This window comes from Nitrospinota bacterium (genome assembly GCA_016208975.1).
In the GTDB taxonomy this organism is placed as follows: Bacteria; Nitrospinota_A; UBA7883; order UBA7883; family JACRLM01; genus JACQXA01.
Genome location: JACQXA010000004.1, coordinates 1,001,544 through 1,023,902 on the forward strand (window position 1 = coordinate 1,001,544; position 22,359 = coordinate 1,023,902).

Here is a 22,359-nt window from a genome sequence, read left to right on the forward strand (position 1 = left end):
ATATTCAACCCACGTCGTTCAGCGCCTCTTCCGCCCATTTCAAGGCGCTTTCCCTGGCGCCGTCGCCACCGGCCATGCGGGCGAGGTCTCGAATCCTCCCATCGCGGTCCAGCGGGATAACCGCCACGGCCACCCGGTTTTTCTTCACCGATTTTTCGACGAGGTAATGGCCGTGCGCCTGCCGCGCAACCTGCGCCAGATGGGTTACACAGAACACCTGGCAGTTCCTGGCCAGTTTCCTCAGCTTCTCCCCAAGCCTGTCGCCGGTAACGCCGCCTATGCCCGCGTCCACCTCGTCGAATATCATCACCGGCACAGGCTGGTCCCCGGCCATGACGGTTTTTAAGGCCAGCATCAGCCTGCTTATCTCGCCGCCGGAGGCTATTTTCACTATGGGTTTTTCCGGCTCGCCCGGATTGACGCTGAAAAGTATCTCCGCCTTCCCCGCGCCGGTGGGCCCCAGCTTCACTCCCTTGGAGCCGATAACGCAGGGGCTTTCCGCCTCCTCCTCGTAATCGAATGCCATTTTCACCCGCGCCTTGGGCATGCTCAAATCCTTCAGCTCTTTCTCCACCTTGCGGGCGAAATCCCCGGCGCCTTCTTTTCGTTTGCGGTCAAGGCTCCCGGCCATCTCCGCCGCCTGGCCCCAAAGCTGTTTTACGCGGGCCTCCAGGGTTTCCATGTGGCTCCGGTCGAACTCTATGCTTTCCAGCTCGGCGCGGGCTTTTTCCAGATAGGCCAGAATCTCTTCTATGGTGTCTCCATATTTTTTCTTGAGCGTGTGGACGAGGTTGAGCCGGTCATCCACCTCCGCCAGCCTGTTAGGGTCGGTCTCCAGCGTATCGGCGTAGCGGCGCACGTTCCCGGCCAGTTCCACCATGGCGAAAATGGCGCCGGTTATTTCTTCGGCCATGGAGTTTGTGGAATCGTCGAGCTCGGCGATCTGTTCAATGGCCCCCCGGGCCCGCTGGGCTATGCCAGTTACGTTATCGTCTCCGTCTTCCAGCGCGTTCACCGCCAGGGCGCAAAGCTCCGCCAGTTTCTCGGAGTTCACAAGCCGCTTTTTCTCCCGCTCCAGCGCCTCGTCCTCCCCCGGCGCAAGCTCCGCCTTGCCTATTTCGTCCACCTGGAACTTCAGCAGGTCCAGCCGCCGCTCAATTTCCTTCTGGTTCTCTTTGAGGCCGGAAAGCCTGCGCCGCGCGGCGCCAAGCTCGTCATACACCTGCCGGTAGTCTCCCAATTCCGGTTTCAGCTTTAAAAAACTGTCGAGAAATGGAAGGTGTGATTGGGGGTTTATAAGCGTCTGGCTTTCGTGCTGGCCATGCAGGTCCATAAGCCGGGCGCCCAGCGCCTTCAATTGAGTTACCGTGGCCTGGGAGCCGTTTATGAAGGCCTTGCCCCGGCCGGAGCGGGAGACAACCCGGCGGATGATTACTTGGCCGCTGTCGTCTTCCAGCCCCTGCTCCGAAAGCCACATGGCCACGCCGCCCGCGTCTTGCGCGTTGAAGACCGCTTCTATCACCGCTTGTTCGGCCCCGGCCCGGATTACCTCTTCCGGCGCCCGGCCGCCCAGGGCCACCTCCAGCGCTTCTATAAGGATGGATTTACCGGCGCCGGTTTCACCGGTGAGGACGTTGAGACCCGGCCCGAACTCCACCGTGATTTCCTCAACGATGGCGAAATCTTTTACGCGAAGCCCGGTGAGCATTATTTTTTGCCGGGGCCGGCCAGGTTCAGCTCGGTCTTTACATTGTTCCTGCCGTTGTCCTTGGCCATATACAAAGCCTCATCAGCCATCAGCTGGCTTTGCTCGCCGGCGCGGCCGGGGCGCAAGGTGGCCAGCCCGCAGGACACGGTCATTTTCTCCACCTTGTCGCGCACGATGAACTCATGCTCTTCCACCGCCAGCCTGGCTTTTTCCACTATGGCCAGGGCTTGCTCCAGTTTGGCGCCGGAAACGACAATGGCGAACTCCTCTCCCCCGTAACGGTACACCTCGCCGTCAATGCCCACCATGTCCACCAAAATGGAGGCCAGCGCCCGCAGGGCCTTGTCCCCCACGGCGTGACCGTATTTGTCGTTGAGTTTTTTGAAGAAATCCAGGTCCACCATGGCCAGGCAGGAGATGGCGCCGTTGCGTTCCACCCACTTTATCTCCTCTTCCAGCGCCTCGTTGTAGGCCCTGCGGTTGCCAACCTGGGTCAGGTCGTCCAGCCGTGCTTCGGCCCGGGCCCGGGCCAGCGACTGACGCAGGTCGTTTATCTGCATCGAATAGCTGTCCAGCTGGGCGCTGATGTTCTTGTTGGCTCCGGCTATCTTCCGTGTGTCGTCCAGCAGGTTTACGATTATGTTCGACACCTGCTGGTAATCGGCCTTGTCTTCCATCTTCCCGGCGAACTCGCCCAGCTTTGCGCCATAATCCGCATTGGTTTCGGCGATCTTCTTCAGATCTTTGGCGATGGGATCGAGGATCTTCGAGGTGGCCAGGTTGGCCTCTTCCACCGCTTTTATCTCTTCGGCAAGCTTCTTTTCCTGCTCGGCGGAGAGCCCCATTACGACGTGCTTTTCGTATATCTGCTGGTTTACCCTGTCGCTGAACTTGGCGCCGCTGGCGATGAGGTTTTTGAGCGCCCTTACAAGATCCTGGTTTTCGCCCAGGAAAAACTCGTACCAGATAAAATAGTTCACCGGCGTCACGGGGATGCCCTTTTCGGCCATGAAAGGAATGGCCTTCCTGGCGATATCCGTGGCCAGATCCACCTTCACTCGGTCAGATTGCTCCATGTCGTAAGGTTTCCCCCCATTTAAGCTTTCCCCGCAGGAGCTGATAATAGTTCTTGTATGGCGAAAGTATTATCCTGCTCACGGAAGAAGCTTTCTTGACCACCAGCCTGTCCCTAAAACCTACTTGCAGGCTCACCTGCCCGTCCATAGTGGCCAGGCCGTCCCCTTGCGTGGAAGGGGCCAGCGCGATTTCCACCTTGAGGCCGTCCGGTATCACGATGGGCCGGTTGCTCAAGGTATGCGGGCATATAGGGCTTATTATAATGGCTCCCACCGAAGGATGCACTATGGGGCCCCCGGCGGACAGGTTGTACGCCGTGGAGCCGGTGGGGGTGGCCACTATAAGCCCGTCGGCTGTGTATTCGTTCACGAACACCCCGTCCACATAAACCAGAAGATGAAGCATCCGGGTGTGCGCGCCCCGGTTTATAACTATGTCGTTAAGCGCGGTGTAACTGGCTATGGTCTTCCCCTCGCGGGATATGCCCACGTCCAGCATTATGCGGTCTTCAAACGCGTAATCACCGGAAAGCACCTGTTCCAGCGCCGGGAACATCTCCTCGTAGGCGAACTCGGTTAAAAACCCCAGGGCGCCCAGGTTCACCCCCAGAATAGGCGCCATGCGCCCTTCCATCATCCGGGCCACGCTCAAGAATGTGCCATCGCCTCCCATCACCACCACCATGTCCGCCTCGCGGGCAAGGTCGCTCTTTGTTAGCATGGACTTAATGCCCGCCGCCTGGGCCGATTCGTTGTCCACAAGGCAGTTCATGCCCCGCTGGACCAGCCATGCGGAAAGGCTTTGCAACCCTTCAACGGCAAGGGGGCTCTGGGTTTTGGCGACTACTCCAATATTCTTCATATAACAGGTTGCATGGAAGTGCTTCTACGGAATTGCTATAACATTATCACACCTGAAAAAAGCGGGCAATGACGAGAGCGAATAAGCTTTATTAAGCCTATATCAGGGAGTGACGGTGACGCTTCCGGGCGGGCCGGGGTTGATTTCGCCTATCACGGAGGCCGCCTCGTCGCCCCCATTTTTCAGCCGGGCCAGAAGGCGTTCCGCTTTTTCTTCCGGCACAGCCATCAACAAGCCTCCGGAAGTTTGAGCGTCGCAAAGGATCAGAATTTCCACCCCGGCAATGCCCTCACCCGCCGTCACAATGGGTTTTACCCAGTTATGGTTCCGTTCCCCGCCTCCCTTTGTGCCGTTTACGGCGTAAGGCCCGATCCCGTCGTACCGGGGAACCCTGGAGAATGAAATGGTGGCGGAAACGCCGGAGGCTTCCAGCAGGTTTCTCAAATGCCCCAGCAGGCCGAACCCCGTAACATCGGTGCAGGCGCGGACGCCAAACTCCACCATGGCTTCAGACGCGTTCCGGTTGAGCCGGGTCATTTCCCGCTCGGCTTCGGCGAAGACACTGTCCGGGATGGCCGGGCCGCGCATCATTATGGAGCCTTTTATTGTGCCTTTCACCTTGGCCAGGTTGCTCAATATGCCCACGCCTATTTTCTTTGTGAGTATCAGGACATCGCCCGGCCTGGCGCCGCGGTTCGTGACCATTCTATCCGGATGTACCACCCCGGTGACCGCCAACCCGTACTTGGGCTCCGGATCCTCAATGCTATGGCCGCCCAGCAACACCGCACCGGCCTCCCTCACGGTATCCGCCCCGCCTTTGAGGATTTCGTTTATCACCTCGATACCCAATGAACACGACACGGCTATTATGTTAAGCGCCGTAATGGGCCGGGCTCCCACGGTGTAAACGTCGGAAATGGCGTTGGCGGCGGCTATCCTGCCGAAGGTGTACGGGTCGTCCACAATGGGGGTGAAAAAATCCACGGTCTGCACTATGGCCACGCTGTCGCTGATTTTGTACACACCGGTATCGTCACCGGTCCCCAACCCGTATAGGATTGCGGGGTCAGTGAACGGCTCGATGCCTTTTAACGCCTTGCGCAGGTCCTCCGGACCCAGCTTGGCGCCTCAACCGCCGGCTTTGGCCAGCGTGGACAGCCTCAGTGTTTCCTTGCCCATGGGTTTAATAATTGGTTCACGCTTTCACATTCAGCATAAGCGGGCATATTACCCGGCGGCAAGTCAAATAACCTGCCGCCGGGCATGGGGGGGGAGGGGTATCAGTCTTCTTTTGAAGTGGACAGAAGGTTGTTCACCAATTCCACATCCTTATCTTCCAGCAAACCCGCCGAAGCCTTGAGCCTTAGGTGGTTCAACAGGTAGTTATACTCGGCCTGGGCCAGGTCGCGCCGGGCGGCAAAAACCTGTTGTTGGGCGTTCAAAACATCCACCCCGGTGCGCAACCCCAGCTCGAACCCTTTCCGGGTGGAATCCAGCGACCGGAGGCTTGAAACCAGCGCCTGCCGCAAGGCCATGGCTTGGGACACCCCGGCTTTCACGCCAAGGTAGAGCGACCGGGTTTGAGCCCTGGTGGAACGCAACGATGTTTCCAAATCCTGCCGGGCTTTTTCTTCCAGCGCGGCGGCTTCCCGGGTTTTGGAAAGAGTGGCCCCACCGGCGAACAGCGGCAGTTGGGCCTGCACACCTACGACTTGGGCGGTGGTTTCACTGCCAACTCCAAAAGAGCCGTCGCTGGCGGTGGAGTATGAATAGGAGGCCACCAGGTCAACGGTGGGCAAATGTCCGGAGCGGTTCTTCTTCGTTTCCTCGCCAGCTACAGCCAGAGCCTGCCGAGCGATAATCAGCGCCGGATTGCCCTTTTCGGCCAGATCCAGCCATTGTTCAGCGTCGTCCGGCTCCGGAACCGTGAGGGGGATTTCCGGTTTCAGCGGAGCCAACTCCCCCGGATAAACCCCGGTGATTTTGGCCAGGGAATCCTTTTTCACCTCCAAGTCGTTCTGGACGGATATTTCCAGCGCCATGGCCAGGTCGCGCCGGGCCTGGGCCTCGTGGGTGTCGGTTATGGTTACCGTGCCCGCCTCGAAAGCTTTTTGGGCCTGCAAAAGCTGGTTCTCGATAGCCTCTTTATACGACTGGGTGAACCTCAGGCTGTCCTGGGCGAACAATACGTCGAAATAGGCCTGCGCCGTCCGCGTTATCAGGTCTTGCCTGGCGCCGTTATATTGGGTTTCGGCCTGTTCGCCGGCAATGACCCCCTGCCGGTAACTCTCATAGTTCTGGAACCTGAAAAGCGGCTGGGTAAGCGTTACGGACGCCGCCCGGGAATCGTATCTTTTAACGCCGCCCGAAAGGGGGAAATTCTCCCCCGCGCCTTTGTAAGTGACTTCCTGATCGTTGTATTTGGACTCCCCGGCGGCGGTCACCGTGGGCAGTAGTAACGAAAGCCCCTGGTTGAATTTCTGTTTGCCCGCTTCCATGCTGGCCCGGGCGGCGGCGATGGCCGGGTCTTGCTCCCTGGCCATGCTGTAAACCGCCGCCAGGTCTATGGTCTTTTGCGGCTCCCCGGCGGCGGAAAATCCGGCGGACACCGCCAGCATGGGCATGGCCATCAGAAAAACCCTGCCCAGATTGAATAAGCTTACGCCAGTTTTAATCATCGTCCGTCACCTCCCGGCCCGCCGGGCGTGAAACCGCTCCAGCCCGTTTTCCACCAATGAATAAACCGAAGGCACCACCACCAATGTAAGAAGGGTGGAGCTTACCATTCCTCCGATGACCGCTATGGCCAGGGGCGCGTTGGAGTCCGCCCCGGCGCCAACCCCCACCGCGGCGGGAAGCAGGGCCAGTATGATGGTCATCGAGGTCATTATCACCGGCCTCATCCTCACGGGGCACGCCTCCGTGAGGGCGTCCCGGATGGATTTGCCTTCCCCTCTCAACTGGTTTGTCATGTCTACCAGCAAGATGGAGTTTTTCGCCACCAGCCCCACCAGGAGCACAAGGCCTATCATGGAGTAAATGTTCAGCGTCTGGCCCGTGGCCCAAAGCGCCGCCACCCCGCCAATGATGGCCAGCGGCTGGGCCATCATGATTATCAACGGCTGGATGAACGAGTCGAACTGGCTGGCCAGCACCATGTACACAAGCACCATGGCCAGGGTGAACGCGAATATTATGTTCGCCATGGTCTTGCCGAACTCCTCGGCCTGGCCCACCATCTTCAGCGTGTAGCCCAGGGGCAGGATGGCGGCGGCCTCTTTCTGGACTGCGGCGATGGCGTCGCCCAGCGGTATCGAAGGGTTACCGAAGAAAGCGGCGGAATATTGCAGGTCGTACCTGCCTATCACCGCCGGGCCCAGTTCGCGTTCCACTTTGGCCAGGGTGTCCAGCCTTACAAGCGAGCCGTCTTTGGCGCGCAGGTAGAGCCGGGAGATATCCCCGCTTCCGGTTACGCTCCCTTCGGCGGCCTTCAGCCGCACGTCGTACCGTTCGCCGTCGCCGGGTATGTCATTATACTTGGCTATGTCCAGTCCTCCGGCCATGGCGTTCACGGCCATCCCCACATCCTGGGCGGACACGCCCATATCGGTAGCCCGTACCCGGTCCACATCCACGGAAAGCTGGGGCAGGTCCAGTTGCAGGTCCAGGTCCAGCCTGCCAATCCCCTCCACTTTGGCGAGCCTGGCGCGAAGCTCGTTGGCCAGCCTTCCCACCTCGTCCAAATCCAGCCCGCGAAGGATGAACTGCAACGGCTCGCCGCGCATGCCGCCCACCATGGGTATGGGCGCCGCAAAAGCCCGGACGCCGGGTATCTGCGAAAGCTCTTTGCTCAACACGGGGATGAATTCGTACTGGCGCAGTTTCCTGTCGTGTTTGGGGGTCATGCGCACAAAGGCCAGCCCCTGGTTCACCTGCCCGGCGGAGCCTAAACCTATCACGGTGAAATAACCTGCCACCTCTTCCTTGTGGGTGGCTATCACCTCCTCCACCTTCTTGAGCCGGTCGTCCGTATAGTTTATGGACGAGCCCAGCGGCGTGCGGAAGAACACCATGAACCGCCCCTCGTCCTCATCGGGCACGAAACCTTTGCCCGTGGCGTTGAAGAAGAACACGCTTGATGCCACAGTGATAACGGCCATGCCCACCACCGTCCACCGGTAACCCAATGCCAGCGCCAGGGTTTTTCGGTAAGCCCTGTCCATGGCCTTGAACACGGCGTCCAGGAACATGTACGCCCTGCCATGCTGGCTGGGTATGGAAAGGTAACGGGAGCAGAGCATGGGGGTGAGCGTCAGCGACACGAAAAGCGAGACTATCACGCCGAACGTGACCACCACGCCGAAAGACTGGAAGAATTTCCCGATGATGCCGCCCAAAAATATCACCGGCGCGAATATGGACACCAGCGTAAGGCTGGCCGCGATAACCGCGAAGGCCACCTGCGTGGAGCCGTTGACCGCGGCGCTCACCGGGTCCGGATCCAGATGCTCCCGGTGGCGGAAAATGTTTTCCAGCACCACTATGGCGTCGTCCACCACCACGCCGATGAGCAACAGCAGGGCCAGCAACGTGAGGGTGTTGAAAGTGTAGCCAGCCTGGTACATCACCGCCACCGCGCCCAGTAGCGACACGGGAATGGCCATGGATATGATTATGGTGGCCCTCAGGCTTTTGAGGAACAGCCACACCACTATCGCTGTAAGCAACGTGCCCAGGAGAAGATGCTCCAGCAGGCCGTCCACCATTTCCTGTATGAAAATGGCGTCGTTGGAGGAAAGGATCAGCGTCATTCCCGGCGGAAGCTGGGGCTCTATCTCGTCCTCCACCTTTTGCAAAACGCTGTTGGCGATGGCCACGGTGTTGGCGTTGGGTATCTTCACTATGCCTATGCCCACCGTGGGTTTGCCGTTGAACCGGGCCAGCTGGCGGTAGTCCGCCTGGCCGTCTTCCAGTCCGGCTATGTCTTTAAGCCTCACCGGCGCGCCGCTCCTGCTGGCCACCACCATGTTGGAAAGGGCGGCCATGTTGTGGAACTCCAGGTCCAGCTTCACCATGTCTTCGGTCTTGCCCGCCACAAGGAACCCGCCGGGGAGCATCAGATGTTCCGTATTGAACGCCCGCACGATGTCCTGGGTGGTCACGCCGAAAGCGGCCATCTTGCCGATGTCGGCGTTTACCCGGATAACCCGGCGCCGCTCGCCGCCTATGCGTATCTCGCCCACGCCGTTCACCGTCTCCAGCTTCTTCTTGATGACATTGCGGGCGTACACGTTAAGCTGTTGAAGGGTCCTGTCCCCCTGGAGCGCCAGCCACAGCATGGGGTTGGAGCCGGTCTGCACCTTGGCCACCACCGGCGGGTCTATATCCTTGGGCAGTTTGCGGAGGACCTGGTTCACCTTGGACTGCACCTCGTTGAACGCCACGTCTATGTTCTTGTCCAGCGTGAAATTTATGTTCACCTGGGAGACGCCCGGCGAAGAGGTGGACTGCACATGCTCGATGCCCGGAACGCTGTTCACGGCGCTTTCGATAATGTTGGTTATGGACGAGTCCACCACGTCGGGGTTTGCCCCGGCCTGGACGGTGGTCACCGATATCATCGGGAACTCAATGTACGGAAACCGGTCCACCCCGATGCGATGGTAGCTGATTATCCCGAACAGCACCAAAACGCCGCTTAACATCCACGCCAGCACGTGGCGGCGTATGGATAGGGTAGGGAGGTTCATCTTACTTCACTCCTGCCGCTGGGGCCTGCCCCACGGTTTTCGGGTTCTTCACCGTCACTTGCGCCTTGTCGGTAAGGTATGAGGCTCCGTCCAACGCCACGGTCTCGCCACCGGCCAGGCCTTCGAGGATCTGCGCGGCCCCGGTGGCCCTGTAACCGGTCTTCACCACCCGTTGGGACGCCTGTTCCTTTTCCACAACGTAAACCACCTCACCGGCTGGCCGTTTCACCACGCTCTGCTCGGGGACTATCACGGCGTTCTCAATAACGTGAAGGGTCACCCTGCCGGTCACCGAGGCGCCTGGTTTCCATACGCCGGGATTGTCCATCTCCACCGCCGCCACCACCGCCCGGTTGCTGGCTCCAACCATGGGGCGCACATCGCTTATCGCTCCCTCATATTCCCCGGAGGAATCCGACGGGGTGGACAGGGCCACCTTAAGGCCGGGTTTCACCTGGTCGGCCACGGTCTCCGGAAAGGGCAGATATGCGCGAATCTTGGAGCCGGACGAAAGCTGGAAGACGGGTTTGCCCATGTCTATATAGCTTCCCTCAGAGACAAACCTTTGATCCACCTGGCCGGTGATGGGCGCCACGATGCGGGTTTTATCCAGCTTCCGCTCCGCGGCGCTCCGCTGGGCGTTGGCCGCCTTGGCCTGCTCCTCCAGCGCCATAAGCTGGGACTCGGCGTTGTCCAGCGTGACCTTGGAAATGAAATTCTCCGCCGCCAGCCCCTGGTAACGCTCCACCAGCCTGCGCTGATTGCCAAGAAGCGCGTCCACCCGCATGGCCTCCGCCCGGGCGGCCTGGGCGGCTATCTCGTTGTCGGTTGGGTCCAGCGTGGCCAATAGCTGGCCCGCAGTCACCCGGGTTCCCGCGTCAACGTAAACTTTGGACACCCGGCCAGGCGTCTCCGCCGACACCACCGGGGCGTTCTTGCTTTCTATCCACCCCACCACCTCTTCTACAACCGGCATGGAGGCCACCTCGGCCTGAGTTACGGTTATCGGTGAGCCGGTCTGCTTTTTGGCCTCGTCTTTCCCGGCGCTTTTACCGCAAGCCGCCAAAGCCAGAAGAGCCAGGGCAAAAGCCGTAAACTTGAAACTTCTCATGCCGTTTTCCCTTTCCGCCGCTTTGCTTTTCCCGCCTTGTCCGCCGGCGCCTTGCCCGCAACACTTTCGCCGGGGTTGGCCACAACGCCGTTGAGCAGGATATCCATCAGTTTTTCGCTATACCGCGCCATGTCGTCCCCGAAATCCACCGAGGGGAAATGCCTGAATATGTTCCTGGCCTGAAAATAGAAAATGTTGGAGCCCACAATTACCAGCGCCAGCGCCGCCGGGTCTATGTCTGTTCTTAAATCCCCCCGCTTCTGCCCGGCGCGGATGAAATCCCGCATGGCCTGGAAATTCTCGCCAAAGACTTTTTCAGCCAGGTCCCTGCCCAGCCGCTCCCCGTCTTCCAGAAGGCCGCGCCAGACGAGACGGGTAACCCTTTCCTTGGCGAAGATGTTCTCCATGTGGTTCCTGGATATCATCCGCAGGCTTTCGCCCATGGATGCGCCGTTTTCCATGGATTGCCGCAGGTTGTCATGGCCGTCCTTGGCGCAACAGCGCATCACGGCCAGGTAAAGGTCCCGCTTGGATTTGTAGTGGTGGAAGATGTTGGCCTTGCTCATGCCCGACGCCTTGGCCACGTCGTTCATGGAGACCGCCTCAAACCCCGCCTTGGCGAAAAGCCGCTCCGCCGCCGCCAGTATCTTCGCGGCCCCGTCGCTCTCTTTCGGTTTGCCGCCCGTGCCGCCGCCGGCCCGTGTTCCCTTCGCCATGCGATAAATCTCCAAAACATAATATTGACCGACTGGTCAGTCAGCCAATTGCATTTTGCGCCAGCCCTGCCCGGGGCGCAAGAGTTTTTTTCACGCAATTTGATTTACGGTATCGAGGCGGCTCGCGGCCATAAAGGAACATATATGAGGTAATCCCGGCTGGCGGGCTGGCCAAGGGTTGTCCAGAACAGGGTGTCCGAACGGGTGGTGGAGCCGTCCTCCAAAAAGTAGGGGCCGCCGCCAAGAATGATGGTGTATGTGTAAAATCCGGGAAGTATGGATACGGCCCCGCCGGGCCCATCCCACACCTGGGCTAATGAAATGGTAAGGACACGAACACCGGTGGGCAGGTCCCGCAGATGACCAAGCTGTCCCAGGCTGTTTATCCCGAAACTTTCGCCGTCAATGAAAATCTCGAACCGCGCGCAGTCGCAAGAGCCGGCCCCGGTGGAGCCTTCAAACCAAGTGATGGTGGCTAAGGGGTTTAAATCCCGGCAGTCCAGGCACACCCCGCAGGAGGATGTAAAGAGGAACAACGAAACTGCCACGAACGATAACAGCCTGTTCTTCATGGCTCCGGCGCCTTTTACTCCATGGCCGTATAGCCGCAAGGCCGTCCGGCCTACTGTTTAATTTTACCTCTTCGCGTGTTTGGGGAAAAGGTGCGTTAAGGCAGATAAAGCCCCTCGAAGTTGAGGGGCTTTATCAAGGACTGGTTGATGTGCCTGCTACTTCAGGAGCGCCCTTAGCCGGTTGGAGAGGCCGCCGCCTTTGTTGCCTGTCTCTTCCTTGGGGCCGATATGGCGGTCAGTATAGTCATATGAAGCTCTCGTGACAGACTCCTTGAGCTTGGCAAACGGTATGACCTCTTCTGTCTCTGGCCTTCCTTTAATGGCCACCTTGATGCCCTTGTCGACCTTCTCGACAAGGAAGGTAACCCTCTCGCTCACATTGGCAAGGCGGCCGCCTCCGAATTCGCACTCCACCCCTGCCTTCTTGCAGGCATCCCGGTAGGGGATGAGCACTTTCAGGTACGCATCCTTCTCTCTGGCGACGAGTTGCCGGACGTTCTCTTCGACCTTCTTTGCCTCGGCCTGGGCATTGTCGAGCTTTGCCTTGGCCTCAAGAACCGTCCTCCTGAGTGCTTCAAGCTCGTCATTGCCGGGCTTTGCAGGTACCGGCTTCTCTACGGGCTTTTCACCTCCTCTTTTCGGTTTTTCAGCCTTGGCGCTCGGGGTCTTCTTGGCCTTTTCCTTAACCGTGGTCTGAGCCTTTTTCTTTCCCATGGCTTGACCTCCTTTCTTGCCCCCATGACGCCGTGGAACTCTGCTGGGTGTCAAGCTTTATGTTGAACTCAACATAACAAGCTCTTTGAATAAATTGTCCGGATTTTAATGAAGGTTTTAAATAAGTGTCGCGCTATTGCTTATCTTCGGAAGGCGGTGTTTCTGAAATAGGCGCTTCAGTTAGTAGCTGTTTTCGGTTAACATGCTGTGTTAGTTTTATGCTTTCATTGATGCGGCTTAGAATAGCATCCATAAGCGGTTTTTGAGATGGCTTTTTCTTTCCAAGAGAGACACCTATTTCTTTCCGTATCAGGTTTAAATCCGATGTGCTGAAAGAAGAAAGTCTTTCTTTTACTTGGTTGATATCTTCTTTCGCTTGATTTACGAGCTCATCATAAATGGAAATTGCCTGTTCCGGTGTTATTGTAGGTGTCTCCGTTCCAAGAGAAGACTTTTGCTTCCGATTAGAAGGCGTGGTTTTTGGATATGCTGACGGGAAAGCCCTTTTTACTCGCGTTTCAATATGTGATAACGTCCTTGACAAATCGCCGAGCACGTTCTTTATCTCAGCTATTTCGTTTGCAAGCCGCTTAACTTCTTCTTCGGGTGTATTGAAAATATCTTTTTCAGTCATTTAGAAATTCCACACATTCTCTCCATAGATTTTGAAAATCAGGGACTACTCCTCCGGGGACGCCACCGCCAGTTATAGCTCTTTTTATACCAACCCTTTCCCGGATATACGACTTAAAGAATCTTGCTTCAATCTTCTGAGTAGAAGTTGCTTCCCGACATACTCTTTCAACCTCACGCATATAAAATTGTACTTCTTTTGTCGGCTGATTACTCCATGTTTTTGCCTTATTCATAAATACGCCGATTTTAGGTAGGGGGTGCGGCTCTATACGCATTCTTAGCGAGTTTAGAATCAGGCTTGTTCCACGCGATGCAAAAAAGTCTGGATTGACGGGAATGAGCACCATGTCGCAACAGCTAAGCACGCTATATGAGAGCAAAGAAAATGATGGTGGGCAATCGAATAAAACATAGCTGTATCTGGGCATCTTGGGCGAATTCGTAATCTTTCCCAATAATCGCCTGATAAAATCTTTTACCGAGTCCCTGTCGAAAACCTCAAGCTCCAGCCAATATAAATCTTCAACAGAAGGAACGAAATGGAAATGTTCTGTTATTTCATAAACGAAATCTCGTTTTATTGAAAAGTCAAACTTCTGCTCAGGTCTGGCAAATGAGTCCAATGCATCAAAGATGGATTTTTTGTGCTGAAGTGCTTTTTCATACCACTTTGAAAATCTATCTTCCAAATGACCCGTATCCTCATTTAATGTGATAGCCTGAGTAAGTGACATCTGAGCATCGAGGTCAAACATTAAAACATCCTCATTCGTCATTGAAGAAAGAATATCGCCAAGACACCAAGTGACTGTCGTTTTCCCGACGCCACCCTTGAAATTAATGGTAGCTATTGTTTTAGGACTTTTATCAGCCGATGCCATTATGCCCTCCTAAACGAGATAGCTAAACTTCCTTAGTTTACTCAAAGCGGCTCATCCAAAGCAATGGCAAAGCCCGATGCATTCGAATTTTAAAAACCTAAATTTCTCCAGCCTCCAAAACCCGGCTCAAGCTTGCTTAAAATCTCCCGGAAGCACAGGTGCGTTAAGGCGGGCTGGCTAGACGAGACGGTTGAAAACGGCCACAACCTCCACGTGGGAGGTTTGCGGAAACATGTCCACCGGAACGGCTTTATGCAAATCAAAACCCTGGGCCACAAGATCGCCCGCGTCCCGGGCCAGCGACGGCGGGTCGCAAGACACATATATCACCCGGCGCCCGGCAAGCCTGGCCACCGTGGGCATAAGCCCCTTGGCGCCGCCCCGGGGCGGGTCTAAAACTATCACGTCGAACCGTTTCCCTTCCTCCGCCATTTTCGTGGCCATGTGGGCCGAGTCCCCCTGGATGAACCTGGCGGACGCTATTCCAAGCCTTACCCGGTTGATTTCGGCGTAACGTACGGCTTCGATTCCCGACTCCACGCCCGTAATGTCCGCTCCACCCATGGCCAGGGGGAGGGCGATGTTCCCATTGCCGCAATATAAATCCAGCGCGGTCTCGTAATTTTTAAGCTGGGCGAACCGGGTAACTTTCTCCACCAGTTTCAGGTTGCCCGCCGGGTTCACCTGGCTGAACACTCCCGGCCCGAACTTTAACGGCTCCGCCAGCCCCACCTCCATGGCAAGCTCCACAGCCCCCCAGGATTTCAGCGCTCCCCGGCCCTCCTTGACGGACACCCCGCCCACCGATGGGCAGGCGCTCAACATGCCCGGCGCGACCTCTTCCCCAACCGTCCCGAAGGATAGCAATGTAACCCGCCCTTTCTCCTCCGGCAGGCCGGTTTCTATCTCCACTTCGTAAACTTCCTTCACCTTCCCCGCCACGGTGGAAAGATATTGCCGGAGCTCGCCGAGAATGACGTTCACTTTTCCGTTGGACACGGGACATGCGGTTACCGGCGCCATGGAGCCGTATAGCCCTTTCACGCGGAACCCCAGGTAAACCGCCGAACCGTCGTTATCCATTTTCATCCGCACCCGGGAGCGGTACCCCAGCTCCAGCGGCGAAGGCTCCACCGGCGCCACAAAACACTCCACCTTTCCTATCCGGCGGAGCTGTTCGGTGACTATTTCGCGTTTCCATTCCAGCTGGGCGGGATATTCAAGGGAGATCCATGGACAACCGCCGCAGGAATTGGCGTGGGGGCACAAAGGCTCCCTGCGCGACGGGGATGGGGTGATAACCTGGGCCACGGAAGCCTCGGCGTGGCGCTTTTTGTCTTTTTCCACCCGGGCTAACACGGTGTCGCCGGGGAAAGCGCCGGTCACGAACACCGCCTTGCCTTCGTGACGGCCCACGCCGGCCCCGCCGAAAGCCAGCCTGTCTATGGTGATTGTTAAAAGGTCCGGGCTCACAAGAACTACTGCGCTTAAAGATCCACGAGCCGGGCCATTCCCGTTTCATCGCAATCGGGGAACTTGTGGCATCGCACGCAATCGCTCCATATCTTGTGGGGGAACTCGTGTTTCTCCACCACGGTGAACCCCAGCTTGGAGAAGAATCCGGGGACGTACGTCAGACAGAAAACCTTCGGTATGCCCAATTTTTTGGCTTCGGCGATGGCGCGGGTCACAAGCTGGGCGCCAATCCCCTTGCCGGAATGGGCCTGGTCCACCGCCAGGCCGCGCACTTCGGCCAGGTCTTCCCAGGCCACATGCAGGCCGCACACCCCCACCACTTCGCCGTTCTCTTCGTAGATTATGTACTGGCGGATTGCCTCGAACAGGTCGTTGAGGGAGCGGGGAAGCATAAGCCCCTTTTCCGCGTAACCGTTGATAAGGCTCTGGATTTTCCTGGCGTCGGCGATAACCGCCGGCCTGAAAATGCCTGGCAAGGCTGGCGCCTCTTTTTGCGCCGTTGGGGTAATATTAACTTCCATTATCCCAGTTTATCTTTTTCCTCCTTATCCGCCAGCCATTTTTTAACATGCGCCAACAGCTTTTTCTTGTCCACCTCCTCGAACAACGTTCCGAATATCCTGGCGTATGGAACAGCCTGGGCTCCGGCGGATTTGCGTTTTTCGCGGATAAGGCCCAGGGTGGCCTCTTTTGAAACGGGTTTTTTCGCCGGGACCGGCTCTTTGCCTTCGTAGAAAAGAGAGCCGCCCCATTTTAAAAGGAGCCAGACGAAGAAGGCCGCCAGCGCCAGCCAGGCGGCAATGATCACGGTGAGCAATATCAGGTTCATGGCCGTTTACCTCGCCTTCATACCATGGAGCCCCTGCTCAGGGCCGACCTTTATTTTGCCCGTGGGTGGGCGCTGTCGTAAACCTCCCTCATCTGTTTCTTGTTAACGTGGGTGTAAATCTGCGTGGTGGAGATGTCTGAATGGCCCAGCATCCTTTGTACCGAGCGCAGGTCCGCCCCGTGCTCAAGAAGATGGGTGGCGAACGAATGCCGGAGGGTGTGCGGGCTTATCTCCTTTATGACACCCGCCTTTACCGCGTGTTTTTTCACTATTTTCCAAAAACCCTGCCGGGTCATGGCGCCCCCGCGGCGGGTTACGAAAAGCATGTCGGACATCCGGCCCTTGAGAAGTTTCGGGCGGGCTTCTTTACGGTACTCTTTCACCCGTTCAAGGGCGGTTTCGCCCATGGGCGTCACCCGTTCCTTGGAGCCTTTGCCCATGGTGGACACAAATCCCATTTCGAAATTCACGTTCCCGGCGCCAAGCCCCACAAGCTCCGAAACCCTTAGCCCCGTGGCGTACATCGTCTCCAGCATGGCCTGGTCGCGCAGGCCCTCGGGTGTTGAGACGTCCGGCGCGGTCAACAGCCTGTCCACCTCTTCTATGGAAAGGGTGTCCGGCACGGACCTCCACAGTTTTGGAGCGCCCACGATATCCGCCGGATTGCCTTTTATCACCCCTTCGGCGTTAAGGTAGCGGAAGAATCCTTTTACCGCCGCCAGGAGCCGGGCCACAGAGGTGGGGGAAAGCCCCACGTCCCGCAGGGATTTTAAGAACCTGGTGATGTCCATGGAGGTCATCTCCACCACTCCCGGCAAACTTTTGGAGTGAATACGCTCCAGAAGTTTTCTAATGTCCCTGTTGTATCCCTCTATGGTGGCCGGCGAGCGGTTTTGCTCAACCAGCAAGTGGTTCAAGAATCCGTCCAGAAGGATTTCCAGGTTGGGAGCGCTCATTTATATCCGGTTAAAACAGGCTGGATGTGGATGTTTTATATCTCATTTTCAAAATGATATGTTAGCATACGTGGAACGAATTTAGCAGAGCATGCGTATGCTAGGCGTCTTATGCTTTATGTCCAGATTTGAAAAATCCTTGGTTCTTATCAGGGGAAAGTTGCGTCTTGCGGCTTTGTTTACGCTGGTTACGGGCGCCTTTTTCCTTCTTCCCGCCTGTGCGGACAAACCAACGCTTTTGCGGGTGGGAACCAATATTTGGCCCGGGTATGAATGCTTATACCTTGCCAGGAGCCTTGGCCAATACGATCCGGCGCGAATAAGGCTGGTGGAGTACCCGTCGGCCTCGGCTGTTATACGGGCTTACCGCAACGGGGCCATCGAGGCGGCGGCCGTCACCATGGACGAGGCGTTGCTTCTTGTAGAACAGCGTCAGGCGGGCGTGATGACGCTTATAATGGATGTTTCCGAGGGGGCCGATGTGATAATGGCCAAACCGGGCATTGGCTCCATTGCGGAGTTAAAAGGCAAAAAGGTGGGGGTGGAAACCGGAGCCCTTGGGGCTTACATGCTCACCCGGGCCCTGAATTACAAGAAGATGAGCCTTTATGATATCCATGTTGTGCCGCTGGAGCATAACGAGCATGAACGGGCGTACCTTGAGGGAAAGGTGGACGCGCTCGTGACGTTCGAGCCTGTAACCACGCGTCTTAAAAAAGCCGGGGGCAGGATCCTGTTCGATAGCGCAATGATACCCGAGGAAATCGTGGACGTGCTTGTGGTCCGGCAGGAGGTTTTAGAGGAACAGAATGAAAGCGTCCTGTCCCTCTTCCAGGGCTGGTTCTACGCGCTGGAGTATCTGAAAAAAAATCCGAAGGATGCGGCAAAGCGCATGGCCGCCCGGGAAAACATATCCCCTGAAGAACTCCTCCAGCTGTTGAAAGGGATTCGCTTCCCGGATATAAATGAAAACCTCGTCATGCTTTCGGGCGAAGATCCGTCATTTAGAAAAACCGTCGGCATGCTCTCGGATATAATGTACACAAACAAGATCCTTTTTTACCGGATGGATCCCAACCCCCTGGTAACATCCTCCGTAATTGAGCAGATGGTCGAATGAGAGGCTTCCCATTTCCCATGCGGGTCACCATCCCCCTGGCCCTTTTCGTATTGGTACTGGTTTCCGGTTTTGTGGAATATCAGCTTGCCATGTACGAGGCGGGCATAAAAATGGATAAAGATGTGAAAAACGAGGCCATGCTCCGGGGTTCCCGGCTGGCCTTTATTGTGGAACGCCTGTATCTGCACAACGATTTTGAAGGCGTCCAGACAGCGATCGCCTTTGAAGCCTCCGACCCGAGCTTGAACCATATCAGCCTTGTGGACGAGCATGATGTAACCCTTATCTCCACCCGTCTGGAAATGGTGGGCAAACACGCCATATCCGAATGGGGAGCGCTGGGAAAGGGGCTTTCCGAAGAAGGCAGGCGGTTTAACGCGGGCCAGTTCAATATCACCGGGGATGGAATGGTGGCCGCAACCTCGTTCCCTGTAAATATCGGGAATACGGAAAAGGAATTGAGGGCCAAGCACGTTGGCATGCTGTACATGGAGTACAGCCTTCAACCCCGCATAGACGCGGCCCATTATGAAGGCCTGCAACGGTTCAAACGGGACATCACCAGCATAGGTTTTATATGCCTCGGCGTGGCGGTGTTTTTCGCCTGGATAGTCACGGCCAGGGTGAGGGTTTTGGAGGAGGCCAGCGAGCGCATAGCCGAGGGGGACTTTAAGGCCCCCATCGAACTGTCCGGCAGTGACGAACTGGCCACCGTGGCCGCCGCTTTCAACCGGATGGTCATGAAACTCAAGGAAAACATGGATTCCTTCGCGGAGAGCGAAAGCAGGTTCCGCGCCATGGCCGACAGCGCCCCGATGCTCGTCTGGACAGCGCCGCAAGAGCCATCCCAGAGGGATTATTTCAACAAGACATGGTACATCTTCACCGGGCTTTCCCCTCAAAACTCCCACGGCGGCAGATGGTTAATGGCTGTACACCCGGAAGACGCGCCCAAACTCCAGAAAATCTTTGAAAACGCCGCCATGACCCTCAAACCGTGGCAGGCCGAATTCAGGATAAAAAGAAAAGACGGCAAGTACCGTTGGATACTGGAGCGGGGCGTGCCACGGCTGTTCCCCACCGGCGGGTTCGCGGGCTACATAGGCTCCTCTCTGGACGTCACCGAGATGAGAAACGCCCAGGAAACCGCCAAGTTGCACGCGCACAGGCTGGAGCTTGTGAACAAGGAGATGGAGGAATTCACCTACGCCGCAAGCCACGACATGCAGGAGCCCCTCCGCACCATCACCAGCTTCTGCTCCTTCCTTAAAAAGGATTTGGAGGATAACAACAGCGTCAAAATCACCGCGGACGTGAATTTCATTGTGGACGCGGCAAAGCGGATGAAACAGCTTATAGACGATTTGCTTCAACTTTCCCGCGCCGGGCGGATTGAACTTAAGTCGCAAGAGCTAAACCTTGAATCCCTGGCCCAGAAGGTTATAGTGGATTTACGGTCCCGCATAGACGAGACCGGCGGTACGGTTATTGTCGAAAAAATGCCAAATGTTATGGGCGACCCCATGTTCATAAGCCGGGTCCTGCAAAACCTTATCGCCAATTCCTTGAAATACCGTGGGCAAAATCCACCCATCGTGAAAATCAGCGCCATCGCAAATGGGGACGACACGGAAATCACCGTTGAGGATAATGGCATTGGCATCCGGCAAGAGTACATTGAACAGATATTCCTGCCGTTCAAGAAGCTCCACCCGGTGGCGCAATACGGGGGTACCGGCCTGGGTCTGTCGATAAGCAGGAAAATAATCGAGCGGCATGAGGGAAGAATCTGGGCCGAGTCAGAGGTTGGCAAGGGTAGCAAGTTTAAATTTACTCTAAAGTCCGTTTAACGCATAATTGAGACATGGCGGGGGTGGGTCATGGAGGTTAACGATATGGGAATGGCCTTGAAGAAGGCTGTAATCCTTCTGGCCGAAGACAATCCGGCGGACCAGGAGCTGACGCGAAGGGCGTTGATGGACTGGTCGTTCCCCAATACCTTGCATGTGGTGGACGATGGCGCTGAAACAATCAGCTACCTGAAGCGCGAGGGAAGGTTCTCCAATCCGGATACAAGCCCCAAACCGGATATTATCCTTATGGACATCAACATGCCCAGGATGGACGGGTTTTCGGCGCTAAAGGAAATCCGGAACGACCAGTCGCTTAAAACCATGCCCATTATAATGCTCACCACCTCCAACCAGGAACGGGATGTGGCATGCTCTTATTCTCTTGGCGCCAACGCCTTTATAACAAAACCGCTGGACTTCGAGCAGTTCCAGCGGGTTCTCCGCGTCTTGCAGGAATTTTGGCTTAGCGCCGCCACTTTGCCCCCGAAAAACGATTGACACCTCGCCGCAAACTATCGTCCCGTTCCGCCGGACCTCAAACCGTAAAACTCTCCGCGCCCGGCAATTTCGATCTTAAGCTTACGGTCCTATCCCACGGTTTTTTTCAAACACCACCTTTTTATTGGGATGGCGGTAGAGGTCAATTGACCTTGGCCATAGCCCGGCCCGGGGGCAAAGCCGGGCCTTTCGCCATAACTATCCGCCAGGCGGGGGCAAAATCCGTCCGCCTGGTTCCATCTGCGCCGATAGACTCGAAAAATCTTGATCATGCGGCCAGGGTGGCCACCCATTGCCTCCGGCTGGGTGAGGACTTGTCGGAGTTCCACGCGTTAATAGAAAAAGAGGCCGGTGATGGAAGTTACGATGGAGCGGGTGGAGGCAGGTTGTTACGGTCCCCCACGGCTTATGAGGACATTGTAAAGTCCATCCTGGGCACCAACGTGGCCTGGAGCCAGGCGGTAAAGATGATCCACTCCCTCTGCAAGCTGGGCGTGATGGAACCGGCCACCGGCATTATGTTGTTCCCCGCCCCGGCGGATATATTGAAGGCTGGCGGTGAGTGGTTGCGAACGGAAGCCAGGGTGGGTTACCGGGCGGACTATGTTTTGGAGCTTTGCCACCGGCTGGAATCTGGTGAGCTGGATTTGTCCCCGGTGGACCGGGGTGAGCTGGCCGGCCCGGAACTGAAAAAACTGTTTCTTTCCATAAAGGGAGTGGGCAAATCCACCACCCATTATCTACTCATGCTCCATGGGGACTACTCGCATTTATCTATAGACTCCGCCACCCGAGCCCTCATGCGGCAAGTTACCGGCCGGGAACTGAAAGACGAAGAGATAGAAAAAAGATACGCCCGCTGGGGGCGGTGGAAAGCCCTAGCGCTATGGCGGGAATGGTTCACCAGTTCCGGCTGGGTGGATAAGGTTGCGAAATAACCGGACGGGCCAGCCCTCTGCGTTGACATATATTGGCCTTGCATAACAACGTATTACGCAAAACCGTAGTGTCCCAGTTTGAAAGTGCGGGGGAGATTCTTCACTTACGCTCAGAATGACAATATAAAAGCCGTTGATAACATTGTCATCCTGGGCGAAGCGAAAGCGAAGTGATGGATCTGTCTATTATTCGAGATTCAAACCGAGGCAACACCCGCAAAACCTGCAAGACGCCGCGCCAACTGTGTTAACATAATCATGCGGGGGCGTTCCGGTTTCGACGGGAATGCCGGGATTTAAGGTCGCGCGCCGTGGAGGTTACAAGCCACGTAAATCCTTGTGACGTATGATAATCGCCAACGATTATCGCTACGCTGTCGCCGCCTAACTAAGCGGCTAAGCCGTTCTGCCGTTTGCCTCCCGCAAAACGGACAGGGCGCAATATCGCGGGATAGCCGAAGGGAGTGGCCGACCGGCCCAGAAGCGAAACAAAGGTTGGCTGGCGCCGTCAACGCCCGTTTCCGGGCAAACTGACGGGGCGAGACCTTAAAGCGGAAACTACGCGCGTAGAAGCCTTAGGTCAGGATTTTCGGACAGGGGTTCGACTCCCCTCGCCTCCACCATTCCTTACGCTTGATCCATGTCAAAAACAGCCTTTGT

At 56.7% G+C, this 22,359-nt stretch carries 20 protein-coding genes and 1 other RNA gene; 5 read left to right on the forward strand and 16 right to left on the reverse strand.

The features are described 5' to 3' along the window. Positions 1-4: 4 nt before the first annotated feature. From recN to xerD, 16 genes are all read right to left on the reverse strand, one after another. Positions 5-1,708 (reverse strand): DNA repair protein RecN, encoded by a 1,704-nt coding sequence (gene recN / locus HY751_08490; GenBank protein MBI4666432.1) that lies wholly within the window; start codon positions 1,706-1,708, stop codon positions 5-7. Next, positions 1,708-2,784: a GGDEF domain-containing protein gene (locus tag HY751_08495; protein MBI4666433.1), complete on the reverse strand. Its 1,077-nt coding sequence runs from the start codon at positions 2,782-2,784 to the stop codon at positions 1,708-1,710. The genes recN and HY751_08495 overlap by 1 nt, the downstream gene beginning before the upstream one ends. Next, positions 2,771-3,646 (reverse strand): NAD(+)/NADH kinase, encoded by an 876-nt coding sequence (locus HY751_08500; GenBank protein MBI4666434.1) that lies wholly within the window; start codon positions 3,644-3,646, stop codon positions 2,771-2,773. Before HY751_08500 ends, HY751_08495 begins: the two co-directional genes overlap by 14 nt. Before the next feature lie 102 nt (positions 3,647-3,748). Beyond that, positions 3,749-4,828 (reverse strand): selenide, water dikinase SelD, encoded by a 1,080-nt coding sequence (gene selD, locus HY751_08505; GenBank protein MBI4666435.1) that lies wholly within the window; start codon positions 4,826-4,828, stop codon positions 3,749-3,751. A 101-nt stretch (positions 4,829-4,929) separates the two neighbouring features. Then, positions 4,930-6,327 carry a TolC family outer membrane protein gene (locus HY751_08510; protein ID MBI4666436.1) on the reverse strand — a complete coding sequence of 466 codons (1,398 nt, stop codon included), beginning with the start codon at positions 6,325-6,327 and terminating at the stop codon, positions 4,930-4,932. A 6-nt stretch (positions 6,328-6,333) separates the two neighbouring features. Further along, the gene (locus HY751_08515; GenBank protein ID MBI4666437.1) at positions 6,334-9,399 is read right to left on the reverse strand and encodes an efflux RND transporter permease subunit; all 3,066 of its coding nucleotides are present in this window, start codon (positions 9,397-9,399) and stop codon (positions 6,334-6,336) included. Between the two features lies 1 nt (position 9,400). Continuing rightward, positions 9,401-10,510: an efflux RND transporter periplasmic adaptor subunit gene (locus tag HY751_08520; protein ID MBI4666438.1), complete on the reverse strand. Its 1,110-nt coding sequence runs from the start codon at positions 10,508-10,510 to the stop codon at positions 9,401-9,403. Further along, positions 10,507-11,226: a TetR/AcrR family transcriptional regulator gene (locus HY751_08525; GenBank protein ID MBI4666439.1), complete on the reverse strand. Its 720-nt coding sequence runs from the start codon at positions 11,224-11,226 to the stop codon at positions 10,507-10,509. The genes HY751_08520 and HY751_08525 overlap by 4 nt, the downstream gene beginning before the upstream one ends. Positions 11,227-11,330: 104 nt before the next feature. Then, positions 11,331-11,798, reverse strand: coding sequence for a hypothetical protein (locus HY751_08530; protein ID MBI4666440.1), 468 nt, complete (start codon positions 11,796-11,798; stop codon positions 11,331-11,333). A 156-nt stretch (positions 11,799-11,954) separates the two neighbouring features. After that, on the reverse strand, positions 11,955-12,512 hold the full coding sequence (locus tag HY751_08535; protein ID MBI4666441.1) for a hypothetical protein: 558 nt from the start codon (positions 12,510-12,512) through the stop codon (positions 11,955-11,957). A 133-nt stretch (positions 12,513-12,645) separates the two neighbouring features. After that, entirely contained in the window at positions 12,646-13,146 is a 501-nt protein-coding gene (locus HY751_08540) for a hypothetical protein (protein ID MBI4666442.1), read from the reverse strand. Continuing rightward, positions 13,139-14,029 carry a ParA family protein gene (locus tag HY751_08545; protein ID MBI4666443.1) on the reverse strand — a complete coding sequence of 297 codons (891 nt, stop codon included), beginning with the start codon at positions 14,027-14,029 and terminating at the stop codon, positions 13,139-13,141. The genes HY751_08540 and HY751_08545 overlap by 8 nt, the downstream gene beginning before the upstream one ends. Before the next feature lie 177 nt (positions 14,030-14,206). Continuing rightward, the gene (locus tag HY751_08550) at positions 14,207-15,502 is read right to left on the reverse strand and encodes a class I SAM-dependent RNA methyltransferase (protein ID MBI4666444.1); all 1,296 of its coding nucleotides are present in this window, start codon (positions 15,500-15,502) and stop codon (positions 14,207-14,209) included. Positions 15,503-15,516: 14 nt separating this feature from the next. Beyond that, entirely contained in the window at positions 15,517-16,026 is a 510-nt protein-coding gene (locus HY751_08555; protein ID MBI4666445.1) for an N-acetyltransferase, read from the reverse strand. Further along, positions 16,026-16,334, reverse strand: coding sequence for a hypothetical protein (locus HY751_08560; protein ID MBI4666446.1), 309 nt, complete (start codon positions 16,332-16,334; stop codon positions 16,026-16,028). The genes HY751_08555 and HY751_08560 overlap by 1 nt, the downstream gene beginning before the upstream one ends. Positions 16,335-16,384: 50 nt before the next feature. Then, a complete protein-coding gene (gene xerD, locus HY751_08565; protein MBI4666447.1) occupies positions 16,385-17,290 on the reverse strand; it encodes a site-specific tyrosine recombinase XerD in 906 nt (301 codons plus the stop codon). Positions 17,291-17,408: 118 nt separating this feature from the next. Between xerD and HY751_08570 the strand changes: the two genes are divergently transcribed. The 5 genes from HY751_08570 (at position 17,409) to ssrA (ending at position 22,322) form a co-directional block, all read left to right on the forward strand. Beyond that, entirely contained in the window at positions 17,409-18,410 is a 1,002-nt protein-coding gene (locus HY751_08570; GenBank protein ID MBI4666448.1) for an ABC transporter substrate-binding protein, read from the forward strand. Next, a complete protein-coding gene (locus tag HY751_08575) occupies positions 18,407-20,260 on the forward strand; it encodes a PAS domain-containing protein (GenBank protein ID MBI4666449.1) in 1,854 nt (617 codons plus the stop codon). Before HY751_08570 ends, HY751_08575 begins: the two co-directional genes overlap by 4 nt. A 51-nt stretch (positions 20,261-20,311) precedes the next feature. Beyond that, a complete protein-coding gene (locus HY751_08580; GenBank protein ID MBI4666450.1) occupies positions 20,312-20,761 on the forward strand; it encodes a response regulator in 450 nt (149 codons plus the stop codon). A 146-nt stretch (positions 20,762-20,907) separates the two neighbouring features. Beyond that, positions 20,908-21,699, forward strand: a complete 792-nt coding sequence (locus tag HY751_08585) for a hypothetical protein (protein MBI4666451.1) — start codon at positions 20,908-20,910, stop codon at positions 21,697-21,699. A 262-nt stretch (positions 21,700-21,961) separates the two neighbouring features. Continuing rightward, positions 21,962-22,322: a transfer-messenger RNA gene (ssrA, locus tag HY751_08590) on the forward strand. Positions 22,323-22,359: the final 37 nt, after the last annotated feature.